13 protein-coding genes are annotated in these 19,936 nt (G+C 53.7%); 11 read left to right on the forward strand and 2 right to left on the reverse strand.

Annotated elements, in window-relative coordinates; translation table 11 throughout:
- Positions 1-404: 404 nt before the first annotated feature.
- Complete coding sequence (nadC, locus tag SFA31_RS07180) at positions 405-1,301, reverse strand: carboxylating nicotinate-nucleotide diphosphorylase (RefSeq protein WP_322837363.1); 897 nt, start codon at positions 1,299-1,301, stop codon at positions 405-407.
- 84 nt (positions 1,302-1,385) lie between these two features.
- Here nadC and ampD point away from each other — a divergent pair, with 84 nt between their 5' ends.
- The gene (gene ampD / locus SFA31_RS07185) at positions 1,386-1,934 is read left to right on the forward strand and encodes a 1,6-anhydro-N-acetylmuramyl-L-alanine amidase AmpD (protein WP_322837364.1); all 549 of its coding nucleotides are present in this window, start codon (positions 1,386-1,388) and stop codon (positions 1,932-1,934) included.
- Positions 1,935-1,949: 15 nt separating this feature from the next.
- Positions 1,950-2,804, forward strand: a complete 855-nt coding sequence (gene ampE / locus SFA31_RS07190) for a beta-lactamase regulator AmpE (protein ID WP_322837365.1) — start codon at positions 1,950-1,952, stop codon at positions 2,802-2,804.
- Positions 2,805-3,092: 288 nt separating this feature from the next.
- Here the strand turns inward: ampE and SFA31_RS07195 are convergent, their stop codons facing one another.
- A complete protein-coding gene (locus SFA31_RS07195; RefSeq protein ID WP_322837366.1) occupies positions 3,093-4,454 on the reverse strand; it encodes an amino acid permease in 1,362 nt (453 codons plus the stop codon).
- 515 nt (positions 4,455-4,969) lie between these two features.
- On the opposite strand from SFA31_RS07195, the gene pdhR reads away from it, so the two are divergent.
- From pdhR to acnB, 9 genes are all read left to right on the forward strand, one after another.
- Complete coding sequence (gene pdhR, locus SFA31_RS07200; RefSeq protein ID WP_322837367.1) at positions 4,970-5,734, forward strand: pyruvate dehydrogenase complex transcriptional repressor PdhR; 765 nt, start codon at positions 4,970-4,972, stop codon at positions 5,732-5,734.
- Positions 5,735-5,883: 149 nt separating this feature from the next.
- Positions 5,884-8,547: a pyruvate dehydrogenase (acetyl-transferring), homodimeric type gene (gene aceE / locus SFA31_RS07205; RefSeq protein WP_322837368.1), complete on the forward strand. Its 2,664-nt coding sequence runs from the start codon at positions 5,884-5,886 to the stop codon at positions 8,545-8,547.
- A gap of 14 nt (positions 8,548-8,561) precedes the next feature.
- Positions 8,562-10,451 carry a pyruvate dehydrogenase complex dihydrolipoyllysine-residue acetyltransferase gene (gene aceF / locus SFA31_RS07210; protein WP_322837369.1) on the forward strand — a complete coding sequence of 630 codons (1,890 nt, stop codon included), beginning with the start codon at positions 8,562-8,564 and terminating at the stop codon, positions 10,449-10,451.
- A 154-nt stretch (positions 10,452-10,605) separates the two neighbouring features.
- Positions 10,606-10,764, forward strand: a complete 159-nt coding sequence (locus tag SFA31_RS07215; RefSeq protein ID WP_322837370.1) for a hypothetical protein — start codon at positions 10,606-10,608, stop codon at positions 10,762-10,764.
- A gap of 83 nt (positions 10,765-10,847) precedes the next feature.
- A complete protein-coding gene (gene lpdA / locus SFA31_RS07220) occupies positions 10,848-12,272 on the forward strand; it encodes a dihydrolipoyl dehydrogenase (protein WP_322837371.1) in 1,425 nt (474 codons plus the stop codon).
- 314 nt (positions 12,273-12,586) lie between these two features.
- Positions 12,587-14,101 carry an aldehyde dehydrogenase gene (locus SFA31_RS07225; RefSeq protein ID WP_322837372.1) on the forward strand — a complete coding sequence of 505 codons (1,515 nt, stop codon included), beginning with the start codon at positions 12,587-12,589 and terminating at the stop codon, positions 14,099-14,101.
- Positions 14,102-14,124: 23 nt separating this feature from the next.
- Positions 14,125-15,591, forward strand: coding sequence for an APC family permease (locus tag SFA31_RS07230; protein WP_322837373.1), 1,467 nt, complete (start codon positions 14,125-14,127; stop codon positions 15,589-15,591).
- A gap of 15 nt (positions 15,592-15,606) precedes the next feature.
- Entirely contained in the window at positions 15,607-16,986 is a 1,380-nt protein-coding gene (locus SFA31_RS07235) for an aspartate aminotransferase family protein (protein ID WP_322837374.1), read from the forward strand.
- Positions 16,987-17,252: 266 nt separating this feature from the next.
- Complete coding sequence (gene acnB, locus SFA31_RS07240; protein WP_322837375.1) at positions 17,253-19,850, forward strand: bifunctional aconitate hydratase 2/2-methylisocitrate dehydratase; 2,598 nt, start codon at positions 17,253-17,255, stop codon at positions 19,848-19,850.
- The last annotated feature ends 86 nt before the right edge of the window (positions 19,851-19,936 follow it).

A 19,936-nucleotide genomic window follows, 5' to 3' on the forward strand; every position in this document is an offset into this window, starting at 1 on the left:
GGTTATGGCAAGTTTACTAAATATATCTATGAGACAAGCGCTATCCGTAAAGCAATGTTCATCTGAACTCAGGAGGCAATTTATGGCGCTGTAGCTGAGGCTAGTTGGGCAGCAAGGGTTTTAGCGGGCGGAGTAAGGTTATTACGCTTTTGCTGGCATCTAAGTGTGGTTAGCGAAAACGCCCGGTAGTGCGTGGCTTATAGGGGGCAGGTTCTGTAAGGGGTTAACAGGCTGTGGCGTTTATCATGTTATTCGCGGGAATTCTCAACAAATTAAAACATTGGCAGGCCAGAAGGTAGCGCCTGCACGTTTTCTTTCATCAGAAAAGCGGTTGCTGACGACCGCTGTTGCGAAGTCCATAAATGCAATAAACAACCCGCTTGCCCTTCCGCATGCCAGAATATCTATTTATTGATGATATTCATCGACAGCGCGAGAGTGTGAATATTTTTAGTCAGCGCATCCACGGAAATATAGTTAACGCCGGTTTTGGCATAATCCTGAAGCGTGGCGCTAGTCATATCACCAGAAACTGCCAGCAGGGCCTGGCCCTGGGCCGTTTCTACGGCAATCCGTGTGTCATCCGGCGAGAAGTTATCCAGCATAATAATATCGGCGCCCGATTTTAATGCTTCGTCCAGTTCTTCCGGTGCGGTAATTTCCACTTCTACCGGTGCATCCGGGTGCAGCCAGAACGCTTTTTCTACGGCCTGGCGCAGCGAGCCTGAAGCGGCAATATGATGTTTATTGATTAAAAATATATCGGAAAGGCCCATGTGATGGCTGGCACCGCCGCCGCACAAAACCGCGTATTTAAGCGCGGAGCGAAGGCCCGGTACGGTTTTCCGGGTATCTAAAAGCTGGGTGTGCGTTCCCTTCAACTGCGCGGTCCAGTCGCGAACAGCGCTGGCGACGCCGGACAGTGTTTGCATAAAATTGAGCGCGGTACGCTCACCGGCCAAAAGCTGGTGCGCAGAGCCTTTCATTTCGCATAGCGTCTGGTTAACGGTGATCAACTCGCCGTCATCAACCTGCCAGTTGATTTCAATATCGCCACCGAGCTGAATAAATACCTCTTCAACCCAGCGTCGCCCGCAAAAAATGCCGCCTTCGCGGGCAATGGCTTGCGCTCGCACACGGGTTTCTGCGGGAATAATCTGGGCGGTAATCTCTCTTTTTGGGTTCTCTTTGCTATCGAGTTCCTCACTCAGGGAGCGGGCAACGATATCCGGGATATCAAGGCTAATATGCTCAAGTAGATTTTTCCGCCGTTGATCGAACTGGGCGCTGGAAGACGGCATAATAAAACTCCAAATGGCAGGCTGAAATGTATAGAAACATGCTACTCTCAAGCGGCTTTGCGTACCAGATTCAGGAGAACAGACATGCAGATTTCTGACGGCTGGCTGGAAGGCGCCCGACATTGTCCTTCACCGCATTTTGATGCGCGCCCGGATAACGTTTCTCCCTCTTTGCTGGTAATTCATAATATTAGCCTACCGCCGGGAGAATTTGGGGGGCCGTGGATTGATCGTTTATTCAGTGGCACTCTTCCGCCCGATGCACATCCTTATTTTAATGATATTGCCCAGTTACGCGTCTCTGCGCACTGTCTGATCCGCCGCGATGGCGAGATCGTGCAATATGTTCCTTTTACAAGGCGGGCATGGCACGCAGGCATATCTCGCTATCAGGGCCGAGAAAAGTGCAATGATTTTTCTATCGGAATAGAACTTGAAGGCACGGATACGCAGCCCTATACCGACGCTCAGTATTGTCAGTTAGCGTCCATTACCCGTTTATTAATCGAAAAATGGCCCGCGATAGCCAGCCATATGGCAGGCCATTGTGATATTGCGCCGGGGCGTAAAACCGATCCCGGCCCGGCTTTTGACTGGGAGCGGCTGCGCGCAGCCTGCATTGCGACGTCTTAATAATAAGGAGATAACATGACGCTTTTTACCCTGTTGCTGGTGCTGGCGTTTGAACGCTTGTTTAAACAGGGCAGTCACTGGCAGCTTGACTACCGCCTTGAGAGGGTATTCCGGCATGTGCGCAGTTATTCTTTTTGGGTTACCGCAGGAATGACGATAGGCGCGATACTGGTGATTATGTTGTGCGAGCGGGCGCTGACCGGTCTGTTCTTTAATTTACCGCTCCTGATTTACTGGATAGCCGTGGGGTTATTATGTATTGGTGCCGGGCCAACGCGGCTTCATTATCATGCTTATTTGCAGGCCGCGAGCCGGGATGATAGCGCGGCGCGTCAGGCTATGGCGGATGAACTTACGCTAATCCACGGTGTTCCGCATGATTGTGACGAAGAAGCATTTCTGCGCGAGCTGCAAAACGCGCTGCTTTGGATTAACTTCCGATTTTATTTGGCGCCGCTGTTCTGGTTTATTGTCGGCGGTATCTGGGGGCCTGCGCTGCTGGTGGGTTATGCCTTTCTCCGAGCCTGGCAAGCGTGGCTGGCGCGTCGCTGTACACCGAGACAGCGCTTACTATCTGGCACCGATACGATTTTACACGTTATTGACTGGGTGCCTGTTCGTCTGGCCGGTATTGCTTATGCCCTATTAGGGCACGGTGAAAAAGCGTTGCCCGCGTGGTTTGCTTCACTGGGAGATTTGAAAACCTCGCAGTATCAGATATTAACCGAACTGGCACAGTTTTCTCTGGCGCGAGATCCTCACACGGATAAAGTTAAAACGCCGAAAATAGCCGTGGCGATGGCTAAAAAAGTAGCATTTTGTATTGTGGTTGTCGTTGCGCTACTGACAATTTATGGCGCTCTATTGTGATATATAGGTACTCTGAAAATATTGCCTGCGACCAAGCTCGTTCAGGCTACGCCTGCTAAAAGCTTGCAGGACGACAATGAATGACCGGTACCAGTAACCATAATGCAATTGACCTGCGGGTGAACGGCGTAAATTCCTTTCAGGGTGCATCATTAATAATGCCGCGACAGGAGATATTGTGCGCCTGTAGGGGGGAAGAATTACCAGCGAGTTTGCGGCTGAGTGCTTAGCAGTAGAGTATTTTAGCCTGCAATCAGTAACAAAAAGCGCCCGTGAAGGGCGCTTTTTTTAGGCGGTTTTTTGCGCGCGCTGTTTAAGGTAGTAGCCGATAGCTAGCAGCACTATCCAGAACGGCAGCATAATTACCGACTCTCGCATGCCATCGTTAACGCTCAAGATAATCAGAATTGCGACCATAAATGCAAGGCAGAGCCAGTTACCGAAGGGATACCATAACGCCTTAAAGCGAGGTTCTACGCCTTCACGTTTTTTCGCCCGCCGGAATTTAAGGTGGGAAATACTGATCATTGCCCAGTTAATCACAAGCGTGGCGACCACTAGTGTCATCAGGAAACCAAATGCTTTGCCTGGCATCACGTAGTTAATGACCACGCAAAGCGCCGTCGCGGCAGCAGACAAGCCAAGTGCCACATAGGGAACGCCGCGTTTGTCCACTTTCAATAACGCTTTCGGGCCATTGCCCTGCTTCGCTAGCCCAAAAAGCATCCGGCTATTACAGTAGACACAGCTGTTGTAAACCGATAGTGCGGCGGTAAGCACCACAGCGTTTAAAACATTCGCGATGATATTGCTATTCAGATCGTGAAAAATCATGACGAAGGGGCTGCTACCCTCAACCACTTTGCTCCAGGGGTAAAGCGATAGCAACACGGTCAGTGAGCCAATATAGAAAATCAGCACGCGCCAGATAACCTGATTAGTGGCTTGCGGTATCGTTTTTTCCGGGTGATCCGCTTCTGCTGCGGTGATGCCCACCAGTTCCAGCCCGCCGAAGGAGAACATGATTACCGCTGTTGCCATCACAAGCCCGGATATGCCGTAGGGGAAAAAGCCGCCGTGGCTCCAGAGGTTGGTTACAGAGGCCTGCGGGCCGCCGTGGCCGCTAATTAACAGCCATGCGCCGAAGATAATCATCCCAATAATCGCGACGACTTTAATAATGGCGAACCAAAATTCCAGTTCACCATAGATTTTAACATTCGAGAGGTTAATAAGGTTGATAACGATGAAGAATGCCAGCGCTGAAACCCAGGTTGGTATTTCCGGCCACCAGTACTGAATATATTTCCCAACGGCGGTCAGCTCCGCCATTGCGACCAGCACATAAAGCACCCAGTAGTTCCAGCCGGAGGCGAAGCCGGCAAATTTGCCCCAGTATTTATAGGCGAAATGGCTAAATGAGCCGGCGACCGGTTCTTCCACGACCATTTCACCGAGCTGGCGCATGATTAAAAATGCGATAAAACCGCCAATACCGTATCCCAAAATAACAGCGGGACCTGCCATTTTTATGGTATCCGCAACCCCGAGGAACAGGCTGGTGCCTACGGCCCCGCCCAGCGCGATTAATTGAATATGGCGGTTTTTAAGACCACGCTTTAGCGAATCGCTGTGCTCTTGACCTTCCATTAATAAAGCCTCGTATGTGGTAAATGCCCGACATCTTAATGCGGGTGTAATTTTATTATTCCGCAGTATGTATTCTTATATTTACATTCTGAGGTGAGTTATTTTGCGATACACACTACCGCACCGGCAAGAATAGTGGTAAGCGCCGGTGAATGCACCTGCTTTTTGCTGATGTGCTGACAGGATGCTTAAAAAGCAGGCCCAGCAAGGGGGCTCCCGGTAGTGAGCGAGGCTGTTATACATAGGGGAGGGTTATTAATGAGGGAAATAAACCCTATAGTTACTAAGTGTAAACGTTGCAATTTCGTTTCATTATTAACCTTGTGAGTAATGCGCATATTTGCATGTCGTTGCATTTATGCGATTTTATATCCTGCATGTTGTTAAAAAATGCCGGTTTTACTGATTTAAATCAAAACCGGATGGACATAAGGTGAATGTTTTGTTACTTTACCGTCATGAATTTGAAATTGGTATGACCAATTGACTGCGAAACTGGCTTAAGACAGGACAGTATGGCCTATAGCAAAATCCGCCAGCCGAAATTATCTGACGTAATCGAGCAGCAGCTGGAGTTTCTGATTCTTGAGGGGACACTGCGCCCCGGTGAAAAACTTCCTCCTGAACGCGAACTGGCAAAACAGTTTGATGTTTCTCGTCCTTCTCTGCGTGAGGCAATTCAGCGCCTTGAGGCAAAAGGGCTTCTGCTTCGTCGCCAGGGCGGCGGGACTTTTGTGCAAAAAAGCCTGTGGCAAAGTTTTAGCGATCCGCTGGTCGAACTTCTGGCCGAACATCCTGAATCCCAGTTTGATTTGCTGGAAACGCGTCACGCGTTAGAGGGCGTTGCGGCTTATTATGCGGCGCTGCGCGGTACTGATGAAGATGTGGCGCGCCTGCGCGACTGCTATCGCGATATCGAACTGGCGCAGCGCTCTGGGGATCTGGATGCGGAATCCAGCGCCGTAATGAAGTATCAAATAGCCGTTACAGAGGCTGCGCACAATGTGGTGCTTTTGCACCTGCTTCGCTGTATGGAGCCGATGCTGGCGCAGAATGTGCGGCAAAACTTTGAACTGATCTATGGGCGACGGGAGATGCTGCCATTAGTCAGCGAACACCGCGCCCGGATTTATGAAGCGATTATCGCCAGGGAGCCAGAGCGCGCGCGCGAAGCTTCGCATCGCCATCTGGCATTTATCGAAGAAATATTGCTGGGCCGTAGCCGTGAACAGAGCCGCCGTGAGCGTTCTCTGCGTCGGTTACAACAGCGAAAAGACTAAGATTACGGTTATCCGTTATCTGAATGCGCCTGATTTATCTCGCGCGGCAACGAAACGCTGAGCCTGTCCTATTGCGCTTTATGCGCTTTAAAAAGAGCGCAATAGGGCAGGTTCCAGACAAACCAACTATTAGAGATAAGGAATACCCCATGTCAGAACGTATGCAAAATGACGTGGATCCGATCGAAACTCGCGACTGGCTACAGGCGATCGAATCGGTCATCCGTGAAGAAGGTATTGAACGCGCTCAGTTCCTGATCGACAGCGTATTAGGTGAGGCCCGTAAAGGTGGTCTGAATGTTGCTGCCGGGCAGGCTTCCCGCGACTACATCAATACGATTGCGACCGAAGATGAGCCTGAGTATCCGGGCAACCTGGACCTGGAACGCCGCATCCGTTCAGCGATTCGCTGGAACGCAATTATGACCGTACTGCGCGCGTCGAAAAAAGACCTGGAGCTGGGGGGGCACATGGCGTCCTACCAGTCTGCGGCGACGATTTATGAAGTCTGCTTTAACCATTTCTTCCGCGCACGCAGTGAAAAAGACGGCGGCGATTTAGTGTATTTCCAGGGACATATTTCGCCGGGGGTTTACGCACGCGCGTTTCTGGAAGGGCGTTTAACTGAAGAACAGATGAATAACTTCCGCCAGGAAGTGCACGGTAACGGCCTGCCTTCTTACCCGCATCCGAAACTGCTACCAGAATTCTGGCAGTTCCCAACTGTGTCAATGGGGCTCGGTCCGATTGGCGCTATTTATCAGGCTAAATTCCTGAAATATCTGGAACATCGTGGCCTAAAAGAGACCTCTGCGCAAACTGTTTACGCTTTCCTTGGCGATGGTGAAATGGATGAGCCGGAGTCCAAAGGCGCTATCACAATCGCGACTCGTGAAAAGCTGGATAACCTGGTTTTTGTTATCAACTGTAACCTTCAGCGTCTGGATGGCCCGGTCACCGGTAACGGTAAAATCATCAATGAACTGGAAGGCATTTTCGCCGGCGCTGGCTGGGAAGTGGTGAAAGTCATTTGGGGTGGCCGCTGGGACGAACTGCTGCGTAACGACACCAGCGGTAAACTGATTCAATTAATGAATGAAACCGTCGATGGCGATTACCAGACCTTTAAATCGAAAGACGGCGCTTACGTGCGTGAACACTTCTTTGGTAAATATCCGGAAACCGCCGCGCTGGTTAAAGACTGGAGCGACGAGGATATCTGGGCGCTGAATCGCGGCGGCCACGATCCGAAGAAAGTCTACGCGGCGCTGAAAAAAGCCCAGGATACCAAGGGTAAACCGACGGTGATTCTGGCGCATACCATCAAAGGCTATGGTATGGGCGACTCCGCTGAAGGGAAAAACATCGCGCACCAGGTGAAGAAAATGAACATGGACGGCGTGCGTTACGTCCGCGATCGTTTCAATGTGCCGGTAGCCGATGCTGATATCGAAAAACTGCCGTACATCACCTTCCCGCAGGATTCCGAAGAGTACAAATACCTGCACGGTCAGCGTGATAAGTTGAACGGCTATCTGCCGACGCGTCAGACGCACTTTACCGAAACGCTGGAACTGCCAACGCTGGAAGACTTCGGCGCGCTGCTCGAAGAGCAAACCAAAGAAATCTCCACCACGATTGCGTTTGTGCGTGCGCTTAATGTCATGCTGAAAAACAAATCGATTAAAGACCGGCTGGTGCCCATTATTGCGGATGAGGCGCGCACCTTTGGTATGGAAGGTCTGTTCCGCCAGATTGGCATCTATAGTCCTAACGGTCAGCAGTACACCCCGCAGGACCGCGAGCAGGTGGCGTACTACAAAGAAGACGAAAAAGGCCAAATTCTGCAGGAAGGGATCAACGAGCTGGGCGCTGGCGCCTCTTGGCTGGCGGCGGCAACTTCATATAGCACCAATAACCTGCCGATGATCCCGTTCTATATCTATTACTCTATGTTCGGGTTCCAGCGTATCGGCGACCTGTGCTGGGCGGCTGGCGATCAGCAGGCGCGCGGCTTCCTGATAGGCGGAACGTCCGGGCGTACCACGCTGAACGGTGAAGGCCTGCAGCACGAAGATGGCCACAGCCATATTCAGTCGCTGACTATCCCTAACTGTATTTCCTATGACCCGGCATACGCCTATGAAGTCGCTGTTATTATGCACGATGGCCTGGATCGCATGTACGGTGAGAAACAGGAAAACGTGTATTACTACATCACGACGCTGAACGAAAACTACCATATGCCTGCAATGCCGGAAGGCGCTGAAGACGGTATTCGTAAGGGCATCTACAAGCTAGAAACGCTGGAAGGTAGTAAGGGCAAAGTACAGTTGCTTGGCTCCGGTGCCATCTTACGCCACGTGCGTGAAGCCGCCCAGATTCTGGCGAAAGACTATGGCGTAGGTTCCGATGTGTACAGCGTAACGTCCTTTACCGAGCTGGCGCGCGATGGCCAGGACTGCGAGCGCTGGAATATGCTGCATCCGCTGGATACGCCGCGCGTGCCGTACATCACCCAGGTAATGAACGATGCACCGGCAGTAGCCTCTACCGACTATATGAAGCTTTTCGCTGAGCAGGTGCGTACTTATGTTCCTGCAGATGACTATCGCGTACTGGGTACGGACGGCTTCGGCCGCTCTGACAGCCGTGAAAACCTGCGTCACCACTTCGAAATTGATGCTTCCTATGTTGTGGTTGCTGCGCTGGGTGAACTGGCTAAACGCGGTGAAATCGAGAAGAACGTGGTAGCGGACGCTATCAAAAAATTCAATATCGATGCAGATAAAGTCAACCCGCGTCTGGCGTAAGAGGTAAAAAGATAATGACTATCGAAATCAAGGTACCGGACATCGGGGCGGATGAAGTTGAAATCACCGAGATCCTGGTCAAAGTCGGCGATAAAGTGGACGCTGAACAGTCGCTTATTACTGTAGAAGGCGATAAAGCTTCTATGGAAGTGCCGTCTCCGCAGGCGGGCATTGTGAAAGAGATTAAAGTCTCTGTCGGCGATAAAACCCAGACCGGCGCGCTTATCATGATTTTTGATTCTGCCGATGGCGCTGCTGATGCAGCGCCGGCTCAGGCAGAAGAGAAAAAAGAAGCGACTCCGGCGGCGGCCCCCGCTGCCAGTGCGGCGAAAGACGTTAACGTGCCGGATATCGGCGGTGATGAAGTCGAAGTCACTGAAGTCATGGTGAAAGTTGGCGATACAGTGGAAGCTGAACAGTCGCTGATTACCGTTGAAGGCGATAAAGCCTCAATGGAAGTACCCGCACCTTTCGCGGGCACTGTCAAAGAGATCAAAGTTGCGACTGGCGATAAAGTATCGACCGGTTCGCTAATTATGGTCTTTGAAGTGGCAGGTTCGGCGCCTGCATCAACGCCGGCTAAACAAGAGTCCGCCCCGGCTGCTGCGCCAGCGGCGGCAGGCGTTAAAGACGTTAAAGTACCGGATATCGGCGGCGATGAAGTTGAAGTCACTGAAGTCATGGTCAAAGTTGGCGATAAAGTAGAAGCCGAACAGTCGCTGATTACCGTTGAAGGCGACAAAGCCTCGATGGAAGTTCCCGCGCCGTTCGCCGGCACGGTAAAAGAACTCAAAGTGAACGTTGGGGATAAAGTGTCTACCGGTTCGCTGATTATGGTTTTCGAAGTGGAAGGCGCTGCGCCTGCCTCTGCTCCCGCTGCGGCCAGTGCTTCAGGTGCAACCGCTGCGCCGGCACAGGCGGCGAAACCCGCCGCAGCGCCTGAGCCGAAGGCGGCAGGTAAAAATGAATTCGCTGAAAACGACGCTTATGTCCACGCGACACCGCTAATACGCCGCCTGGCGCGCGAGTTTGGCGTTAACCTGGCGAAAGTGAAAGGCACCGGGCGCAAAGGCCGTATTCTGCGCGAAGACGTGCAGGCCTATGTGAAAGATGCGGTTAAGCGCGCTGAATCCGCACCTGCCGGTGCTGGCGGCGGTTTACCGGGCATGCTGCCGTGGCCGAAAGTCGATTTCAGCAAGTTCGGTGAAATCGAAGAAGTGGAGCTGGGCCGCATCCAGAAAATTTCCGGCGCGAATCTCAGCCGTAACTGGGTGATGATCCCGCACGTTACGCACTTTGATAAAACCGACATCACGGACCTGGAAGCCTTCCGCAAGCAGCAGAATGCCGAAGCTGAGAAGCGTAAACTGGACGTGAAAATCACTCCGGTTGTCTTCATCATGAAAGCGGTGGCCGCAGCTCTTGAGCAAATGCCGCGCTTCAACAGCTCTTTGTCTGAAGATGCGCAGAAGCTGACGCTGAAGAAATACATTAATATTGGCGTTGCGGTGGATACGCCGAACGGGCTGGTTGTGCCTGTCTTTAAAGACGTGAATAAGAAAGGCATTGTCGAACTTTCCCGCGAGCTGATGGCGATATCCAAAAAAGCGCGCGATGGTAAGTTGACCGCAGGCGAAATGCAGGGCGGTTGCTTTACCATCTCCAGTATCGGCGGCCTGGGTACCACCCACTTTGCGCCGATCGTTAATGCGCCGGAAGTGGCTATCCTCGGGGTCTCTAAGTCCGCGATGGAACCGGTATGGAACGGTAAAGAATTTGTGCCGCGCCTTATGCTGCCGATTTCGCTGTCGTTTGACCACCGCGTTATCGACGGCGCGGACGGCGCGCGCTTCATTACTATCATTAACAATACGCTAAGCGACATTCGCCGCCTGGTGATGTAAGCAAGAAAGCCGGCCATGCGGTCGGCTTTTTTCTGATAATCTCACGCGTTTTGTGAGGTTACTGGCGAACTATGAAATTCATATGCCGGTTATTGTTTCAAAATTGTTAACGATTTTGTAAGATACGGGCGGATTGTACCCTACGCGCGGTGGTTTGAGGGCATTTGCCCCGCCAGATATTCCGGGCAATGCCGCTATCAGCGGTGAGCGTCAGTATGGCTGCGGTGTGATTCGCTGCAGGGCAGACGATCCGGCGGATAAGCGGGCGTTGACGATATATGCCGGTCAGCAGGCAGCCGGTTTTGCCATCTGAGCCAGCTTATGGCCAGAAACGCACAGCGTGGTTGGCTACCGGGAACCGGGTATAACCGTCGGATATAAATTACAGAGGTCATGATGAGTACTGAAATCAAAACTCAGGTCGTGGTACTTGGGGCAGGCCCGGCAGGATATTCCGCCGCCTTCCGTTGCGCGGACTTAGGTCTGGAAACCGTAATAGTAGAACGCTATAACACCCTCGGCGGGGTTTGTTTGAACGTCGGGTGTATCCCCTCTAAAGCGCTGCTTCACGTAGCAAAAGTTATCGAAGAAGCGAAAGCGCTGGCCGAACACGGTATTGTTTTTGGGGAACCTAAAACAGACATCACTAAAATCCGCACCTGGAAAGAGAAAGTTATTACACAGCTTACCGGCGGGCTTTCCGGCATGGCGAAAGGCCGCAAGGTAAAAGTCGTTAACGGACTGGGGCAGTTTACCGGCGCCAATACGCTGGAAGTAGATGGCGAAAATGGGAAAACCGTTATTAACTTTGACAATGCTATTATCGCTGCCGGTTCTCGCCCAATTCAGCTTCCTTTTATTCCGCACGATGACCCGCGCGTATGGGATTCCACCGATGCTCTGGAACTGAAAGAAGTGCCTAAGCGCCTGCTGGTTATGGGCGGCGGCATCATCGGTCTGGAAATGGGTACCGTCTATCACGCGCTGGGTTCAGAAATTGACGTGGTTGAAATGTTCGACCAGGTGATCCCGGCGGCGGACAAAGATGTGGTGAAAGTGTTCACCAAACGCATCGATAAAAAATTCAACCTGATGCTGGAAACCAAAGTCACCGCCGTTGAGGCGAAAGACGACGGTATCTACGTCTCGATGGAAGGTAAAAAAGCGCCGGCTGAAGCGAAGCGCTACGATGCGGTGCTGGTGGCTATCGGGCGCGTGCCGAACGGGAAACTGCTGGATGCCGGTAAAGCGGGCGTGGAAGTCGATGACCGCGGTTTTATCCATGTCGACAAGCAAATGCGCACCAATGTGCCACACATTTTCGCCATCGGGGATATCGTTGGTCAGCCGATGCTGGCGCATAAAGGCGTGCATGAAGGCCACGTTGCCGCAGAAGTTATCGCCGGTATGAAACACTACTTCGATCCGAAAGTTATCCCGTCTATCGCCTATACCGAACCAGAAGTGGCGTGGGTAGGGTTAACTGAAAAAGAAGCGAAAGAGAAAGGTATCAGCTACGAAACGGCGACCTTCCCCTGGGCGGCATCCGGGCGCGCTATTGCCTCCGACTGCGCGGACGGCATAACCAAGCTTATCTTTGAAAAAGAGAGCCATCGTATCATCGGCGGCGCGATTGTCGGCGTGAATGGCGGTGAGCTGCTGGGCGAGATCGGTCTGGCGATTGAAATGGGCTGTGACGCGGAAGACATTGCGCTGACCATCCACGCTCACCCAACGCTGCACGAATCCGTTGGGCTGGCCGCCGAGATTTATGAAGGCAGCATCACCGATTTGCCGAATCCGAAGGCGAAAAAGAAATAATCACTGCTTTGCCTTCAGGCACAGCGCAGTAATCCAAGCCGGGCGCGGGTCGCCCGGTTTTTTATTGCTGATAAAACGTCAGCTACCATAGAGACGAATTTTCGTCATCGTCCCCCTTTATTACCAGGTTATAACAGGTAATTCCCTGCTTTCATTGTGCCTATCTCACTGTCTTTGCAGAGCTTTTTTATCGCCTGTCTCGATATTTTTAGTAATTTTTCTGCCTGACACGCTGTAGTAGCATTCCTCAAAATCCTTACAATATCCAAACAATAAATTAACATTAATGTGCATTTAGCGAGAGGAGCCAGGGGATGTTGACGTTGAATGAGTGGAAACAGCGCGCTGCGGAGCAGTCGTTTTTAACCCACGCGTTTATCGGTGCGGAAAGATGTCACGCTGCTTCAGGGCAAACCTTCGCGGTGGTTAACCCGGCGACCAATGCGGTACTGACGGAGGTTGCTCAAAGCGGTGAGGCTGAAGTAGACCGCGCCGTCCGTGCGGCCCGACGCAGTTTTATACGCGGCGACTGGTCTTCTCAGCCGCCGGCGGCGCGTAAAGCGGTGCTTCAGCGCCTGGCCGGGCTTATCTTAACGCATCGGGATGAACTGGCGTTGCTGGATACGCTCAGCGTGGGAAAACCGATTACCGAAGCTTGCAGTGTTGATGTCCCCGGCTCGGCGCATATCTTTAACTGGTACGCCGAAAGCCTGGATAAACTTTATGGCGAAGTCGCGCCGACCGCGCGCGATGCGATAGCGACCATTACCCGCAGTGCTCTGGGCGTGGTGGCGGCCATTGTACCGTGGAATTTCCCGCTGGAAATGGCGGTCTGGAAGCTGGCGCCTGCGCTGGCGGCGGGCAATAGCGTTATCCTTAAACCTGCGGAGCAGTCGCCGTTTTCTGCACTGCGGCTTGCGGAGCTGGCGCTGGAAGCCGGGATCCCCGAGGGCGTTTTCCACGTGTTGCCTGGCACGGGCGAGGTTACGGGCAAAGCGCTGGGGCTACACCCGGATATTGACTGCCTGGCTTTCACCGGCTCGACGCAGGTGGGTAAATACTTAATGCAGTACGCCGGGCAGTCCAATCTGAAACAGGTATGGCTGGAGTGCGGAGGCAAAAGCCCAAATCTTATTTTCGCCGACGCGCACAGCCTGGCGCAGGCTGCAGAATACGCCGCCCGCGCCATTTTTTATAATCAGGGAGAAGTCTGTTCCGCTAACTCCCGGCTGCTGGTGGAGCGCTCGGTTCATGATGAATTTATTGCGCTTCTCACTGAACAAACCCGGCACTGGCAGCCGGGCGACCCTCTCGATCCGCAAACGCGCAGCGGGGCAATGGTTAGCGCCCGCCAAACCCGGCGCGTGATGGAGTTTATCAATGGCGCACGCCAGCAGGGCGCTCATCTGGTCTGCGGCGGCGAGCAGGTCAGTATCAACGGCGTGGCGAATTACATTCAACCGACGATTTTTACCGGCGTGACGCTGGATATGACGCTGGCGCGCGAAGAGGCGTTTGGCCCGGTACTGGCGGTATTGCCTTTTGATTCCGAGCAGCAGGCCATCACCATGGCGAATGATTCCCATTATGGGCTTGCCGCATCCGTGTGGAGCGGAGATTTAAATCGGGCGCATCGAGTGGCTCGGGCGCTGGATGTCGGCACCGTTTCGGTAAATACCGTGGATGCGCTGGACGTTTGCACACCTTTTGGCGGCGGTAAGCAGTCAGGATTCGGCCGCGATCTTTCGCTGCACGCCTTTGATAAATACACCCAGCTTAAAACCACCTGGATCCAGCTGCACTCTGCCGCTGGGGTGGATTCTCTGTAAACTCATCGTGAGAGGATTTAGCCATGCGGATACAAAAGAACGCGTTGCCCACGGAGAATATCACCCCAGATCCGGCCTCGAAACGCCTGGGGCTGCTGTCGCTGCTCTCCGTCTCCGTGGGGCTAGTCGTGTCCCAGGGCGTCATGGTAATGATGCTCCACGGCGTCGGAATGGCAGGGTTCAGTTTTATTGCGCCCCTTGCGCTGGCGCTGTTTCTTGCGCTGACGTATGCCTGGTCATTTTCCGAACTGGCGCTGATGATCCCGCGAGCCGGGAGCCTGTGTAGCTACACCGAGGTGGCTTTGGGGCATTTCCCTGCCATTGTCGCGACCTTTTCCGGTTATATCGTCGTGGCGATGTTTGCGCTATCGGCTGAAATTTTATTGCTCGACCAGGTGGTTGGGCACCTCTTCCCGTCACTGCCGCTGCCTCCGATGAGTATTGGGGGCGGTATTCTGCTGCTATTTACGCTACTTAATCTGCTCAATATCGATATTTTCGCCCGCCTGCAGTTTGTGTTAGCGGCGGTAATGGTGATTACGCTACTGGCGCTTGGCGTATGTGCCATCGGCAGCGAACATGCCGCGCCGATAAGCAGCCTGATGAGCGAAGAAAATAGGGCGCCGCTGGGCTGGGGCGTGGTAGCACTGGTGGCGGCGGGTATTTGGGGGTTTGTCGGCGCGGAATTTGTCTGCCCGCTGGTGGAGCAAACCCGCCGCCCGGAGCGCAATATCCCGCGCTCCATGACCATTGGCCTGTGCGTGATTTTTGTCACCGCGGTGCTTTATAGCCTTGGCGCGCTGCTGATAGTACCGCGCGATGAACTCATGAATAACTCGCTGCCGCATTACTTATTGGCGACGCACGTATTTGGGCACGCCGGTAAAATTTTGCTACTGATGGCGGCCACTACGGCCACGTGCAGCACCCTGAATTCATCGCTGGCGACCATATCGCTCATGTTGAGCGGCATGGCGGTGAATGGGCAGGCTTTTGGCTGCTTTAAAAAACACAGCGCGCGGACCGGGGCACCCTGGGTCGCCGTACTTTTTGTGGCAGCGATTACCGGATTGCCAATGTTACTCATGACCGCCGATTCCGTGAGCATTCTGCTTCTCGCCGCCGCCTTGTGCTGGCTGCTGGCCTATATCGTCGCGCACGTGGACGTCATCGTCCTGCGCCGCCGCTATCCCAATATGGAACGCCCTTTCCGCACGCCGTTTTACCCCCTGCCTCAGATTTTAGGGATTGCCGGCATGCTGTACGCGATGTGGATGGCGTCTCCGTCTCCCGATATGACCATCGAGATTTTCGGTTTTGCCGGCGGCGTTCTGGCGCTGGTGGCGATTATTGCCGCGCTGTGGATAGTTTTCGTCATGCGCAAACCGTTATTTGTCCCCGAGCCTATTGAACAGGCTCTGTACCCCACGCCATTGCCTGCGCCGGAGGCCACCGCGCAGCGTCCAAAACGTGAGAAACCCGCGTATTAAACTCAGGAGAATCACATGACCACGCAAACCAACAGCAAATACAGTACTCAGGAATGGCAGGCAATGGATGCCGCGCATCACATCCACGCCTTTGTCGACCAGAAGAAACTCAATGAGGAAGGTCCACGGGTTATTACGGAAGGAAAGCGGCTCTATCTGTGGGACAGCGATGGCAACAAGTATCTGGACGGTATGTCCGGGCTGTGGTGCACCCAGTTAGGCTATGGGCGCGAAGATCTTATCGCCGCTGCGACGCAGCAAATGGAAAAGCTTACCTATTACAATATGTTTTTCCATACCACGCACCCGTCGGTGGTTGAGCTATCTGAGTTATTGTTCAGTCTGCTGCCTAAACACTACAGCCACGTGCTGTATACCAACTCGGGCTCGGAAGCGAACGAGGCGCTAATACGCACCGTGCGCCGCTACTGGCAAGTGGTCGGTAAACCTACGAAACGCATCATGATTGGGCGCTGGAACGGCTATCACGGCTCTACGCTTGCCAGTACCGCCATGGGCGGCATGAAGTTTATGCACGAAATGGGCGGGATGCTGCCGGAAATCGCGCATATTGATGAACCTTACTGGTATGCGCACGGTGCTGATATGACGCCGGAAGCCTTTGGGCTTCACTGCGCCCGACAGCTGGAAGACAAAATTCTGGAGCTGGGCAGCGAGAATGTCGCTGCATTTGTTGCTGAGCCGTTCCAGGGGGCGGGCGGCATGATTTTCCCGCCGGAAAGCTACTGGCCGGAAATCCAGCGAATCTGCCGTCAGTATGACGTTCTACTGTGCGCCGATGAGGTTATCGGCGGCTTTGGTCGCACCGGCGAATGGTTCGCGCACCAGTATTTTGGCTTTGAGCCGGATACGTTATCTATCGCGAAAGGGCTGACATCGGGCTACATTCCAATGGGCGGGCTAGTGTTATCAAAGCGGATGTCAGACGCGCTGGTTGGGCAAGGGGGCGTATTTGCTCACGGGCTGACCTATGCGGGGCATCCGGTAGCTGCGGCCGTCGCCATCGCCAATATCAAGGCGCTGCGCGATGAGAAAATCGTTGAGCGCGTAAAACAGGACACGGGGCTTTATTTGCAGGAATGTCTGCGTGAAATTTTCACCGGGCATCCGCTGGTGGGCGAAATTCAGGGCGCGGGCATGGTCGCGGCGCTGCAACTGGCAGAAGATAAAGCAGCGCGCAAACGCTTTAAGAATGAGGATGAAATTAGCTGGCGCTGTCGCAGCTATGGATTTGAAGAGGGCGTGATTATCCGTTCGACGCAGGGCCGAATGATCATGGCGCCAGCGCTGATAGCGACGCGCAGTGAAATCGACGAGTTACTGGAAAAAACGCGCCGGGCGATGGATCGAACCGCGCAGTCGCTGGGACTTTGACAGCACTGCTCTTTTTCCACACTAAATAAATCTCGCGCGGCCAGGCCGTATGCGCTGCCGCGCTTTCCCGAACCACCGCTCTTCGTCTCACTTATCCCTACCTCTCATTTTTTGTTGCTTAATTGTAAACGTATTAACATATTCATCAATTCCTGCTATGCTGCCCGACGCGGTACCGGGCTTTTACCCTACAAGACTGCTGTCTCACTGGAGAGTGAAGAAATTCGCCTGGCGCCGTTCTGATAATGAGAACGAGGAGAACCGTCGTGCTAGAAGAATACCGCAAACAGTCGGCATCCCGTGCCGCCGAAGGGGTGATTGCAAAGCCTCTGGACGCCGGCCAAATGGCCGCCTTAATTGAGCTACTGAAGAATCCACCCGCGGGCGAAGATGCTTTTTTACTGGATCTGCTGGCGAATCGTGTGCCGCCCGGCGTTGACGAAGCCGCCTATGTGAAAGCCGGTTTTTTAGCTGCGGTAGCCAAAGGTGAAACGGTCTCCCCGCTGATTACCCCGGAAATGGCGATAGAACTGCTGGGCACAATGCAGGGGGGATATAATATTCACCCGCTGATTGAAGCGCTGGATGATGAAGCGTTAGCGCCTGCGGCAGCGCAGGCGTTATCGCATACGCTGCTGATGTTTGACAGCTTTTATGATGTTGAAGAGAAAGCAAAAGCCGGTAACGCCTATGCGCAGCAGGTTATGCGCTCCTGGGCCGATGCCGAGTGGTTTCTTTCGCGCCCCACGGTGGCTGAAAAAATTACCGTTACCGTGTTTAAAGTCAGCGGCGAGACGAACACTGACGACCTTTCCCCGGCGCCGGACGCCTGGTCGCGCCCGGATATCCCACTGCATGCGCTGGCAATGTTAAAAAACCCGCGCGAAGGCATTGAGCCTGATAGCCCCGGCGCGGTCGGCCCAATTAAACAAATCGAAGCGCTCAGCGCTAAAGGTTTCCCGCTGGCCTACGTTGGCGACGTTGTGGGTACCGGATCCTCGCGTAAATCCGCCACCAACTCAGTGCTATGGTTCATGGGCGATGACATTCCGCATGTTCCCAATAAGCGCGGCGGCGGCGTGGTGCTGGGCGGTAAAATCGCGCCTATCTTCTTCAATACGATGGAAGATGCCGGCGCGCTGCCAATTGAAGTTGACGTAAGTAGCCTGAATATGGGAGATGTCATCGACATCTATCCGTATCTGGGCGAAGTTCGCAGCCATGAATCCGGTGAACTGCTGGCGACTTTCGAATTAAAAACCGACGTGTTACTGGATGAAGTGCGCGCCGGCGGGCGTATTCCCCTGATTGTCGGGCGCGGGTTAACCGCAAAAGCGCGTGAATCGCTGGCGCTTGAACCCAGCGAGGTTTTCCGGCGTGCGAAAGACATCGCTCAAAGCGATAAAGGATTTTCTCTGGCACAGAAAATGGTTGGCCGCGCCTGCGGCGTAGAGGGCATTCGCCCCGGCCAGTACTGCGAGCCGAAGATGACCTCGGTAGGATCGCAGGATACTACCGGCCCAATGACGCGCGATGAACTAAAAGATTTGGCCTGCCTGGGATTTTCCGCAGACCTGGTCATGCAGTCGTTTTGTCATACGGCGGCCTATCCGAAACCGGTTGATGTACAAACTCACCATAGCCTGCCTGATTTCATTATGAATCGCGGCGGCGTATCGCTGCGCCCCGGCGATGGCATTATTCACTCGTGGCTTAACCGAATGCTGCTCCCGGATACCGTTGGCACCGGCGGCGATTCCCATACGCGTTTCCCGATCGGTATCTCTTTCCCCGCCGGGTCCGGGCTGGTGGCCTTTGCCGCAGCGACCGGGGTAATGCCGCTGGATATGCCGGAATCGGTACTGGTGCGCTTCAAGGGCGAGCGCCAGCCGGGGATCACGCTGCGCGATTTGGTGCATGCGGTTCCTTACTATGCTATTCAGCAGGGGCTACTGACCGTTGAGAAAAAAGGGAAAAAGAACATTTTCTCAGGGCGTATTCTGGAAATCGAAGGCCTGCCGGACCTGAAAGTGGAGCAGGCGTTTGAACTGGCGGATGCCTCCGCCGAGCGCTCGGCCGCGGGATGCACCATCAAGCTTGATAAAGCGCCGATTATTGAGTACCTCAGCTCCAACGTTGTGCTGTTGAAATGGATGATCGCTGAAGGCTATGGTGACAGGCGCACGCTGGAGCGCCGCGTTGAAGCGATGGAAAAATGGCTGGCCGATCCGCAATTGCTGGAAGCGGACGCTGACGCAGAATATGCGGCCGTCATCGAAATCGATCTGGCGCAAATTCGTGAACCTATCATTTGTGCACCGAACGACCCGGACGACGCCAGGCTGCTGTCGGATGTGCAGGGAGATAGTATCGATGAGGTATTTATTGGCTCCTGTATGACCAATATTGGTCACTTCCGCGCTGCGGGCAAACTGCTGGACAGCCATAAAGGCCAGTTGCCGACGCGCCTGTGGGTAGCGCCGCCAACCCGAATGGACGCAGCGCAGCTAACGGAAGAGGGGTATTACAGCGTCTTCGGCAAAAGCGGTGCGCGTATTGAAATCCCCGGTTGTTCGCTGTGTATGGGCAACCAGGCGCGGGTCGCCGATGGTGCTACCGTGGTGTCGACCTCGACCCGTAACTTCCCAAATCGCCTTGGAAACGGTGCGAATGTGTATCTGGCTTCCGCAGAGCTTGCGGCCGTATCCGCCCTATTAGGCAAGCTGCCCACGCCGGATGAGTATCAGCGCTTTATGGCGCAGGTGGACGATACTGCGACCGACACGTACCGCTACCTGAATTTTGACCAGCTTGGCGAGTATACGGAAAAGGCCGATGAGGTCATTTTCCAGACCGCCGTCTAATTCGATACCGGGCGAAATACTCAGGCCAGCCTTGCGCTGGCCTTTTTTATTGTCAGCTGAAAACCATGTCCTGTGGGCGTAGTCAT

Source organism: Erwinia sp. HR93, from assembly GCF_034555055.1.
In the GTDB taxonomy this organism is placed as follows: Bacteria; Pseudomonadota; Gammaproteobacteria; order Enterobacterales; family Enterobacteriaceae; genus Apirhabdus; species Apirhabdus apintestini.

Coding starts and splice junctions, on each gene's coding strand:
- ampE (WP_322837365.1), top strand. CDS start 1,950: ATGACGCTTTTTACCCTGTTGCTGGTGCTGGCGTTTGAACGCTTGTTT.
- aceF (WP_322837369.1), top strand. CDS start 8,562: ATGACTATCGAAATCAAGGTACCGGACATCGGGGCGGATGAAGTTGAA.
- ampD (WP_322837364.1), top strand. CDS start 1,386: ATGCAGATTTCTGACGGCTGGCTGGAAGGCGCCCGACATTGTCCTTCA.
- SFA31_RS07235 (WP_322837374.1), top strand. CDS start 15,607: ATGACCACGCAAACCAACAGCAAATACAGTACTCAGGAATGGCAGGCA.
- pdhR (WP_322837367.1), top strand. CDS start 4,970: ATGGCCTATAGCAAAATCCGCCAGCCGAAATTATCTGACGTAATCGAG.
- aceE (WP_322837368.1), top strand. CDS start 5,884: ATGTCAGAACGTATGCAAAATGACGTGGATCCGATCGAAACTCGCGAC.
- SFA31_RS07225 (WP_322837372.1), top strand. CDS start 12,587: ATGTTGACGTTGAATGAGTGGAAACAGCGCGCTGCGGAGCAGTCGTTT.
- SFA31_RS07230 (WP_322837373.1), top strand. CDS start 14,125: ATGCGGATACAAAAGAACGCGTTGCCCACGGAGAATATCACCCCAGAT.
- nadC (WP_322837363.1), bottom strand. CDS start 1,301: ATGCCGTCTTCCAGCGCCCAGTTCGATCAACGGCGGAAAAATCTACTT.
- lpdA (WP_322837371.1), top strand. CDS start 10,848: ATGAGTACTGAAATCAAAACTCAGGTCGTGGTACTTGGGGCAGGCCCG.
- SFA31_RS07195 (WP_322837366.1), bottom strand. CDS start 4,454: ATGGAAGGTCAAGAGCACAGCGATTCGCTAAAGCGTGGTCTTAAAAAC.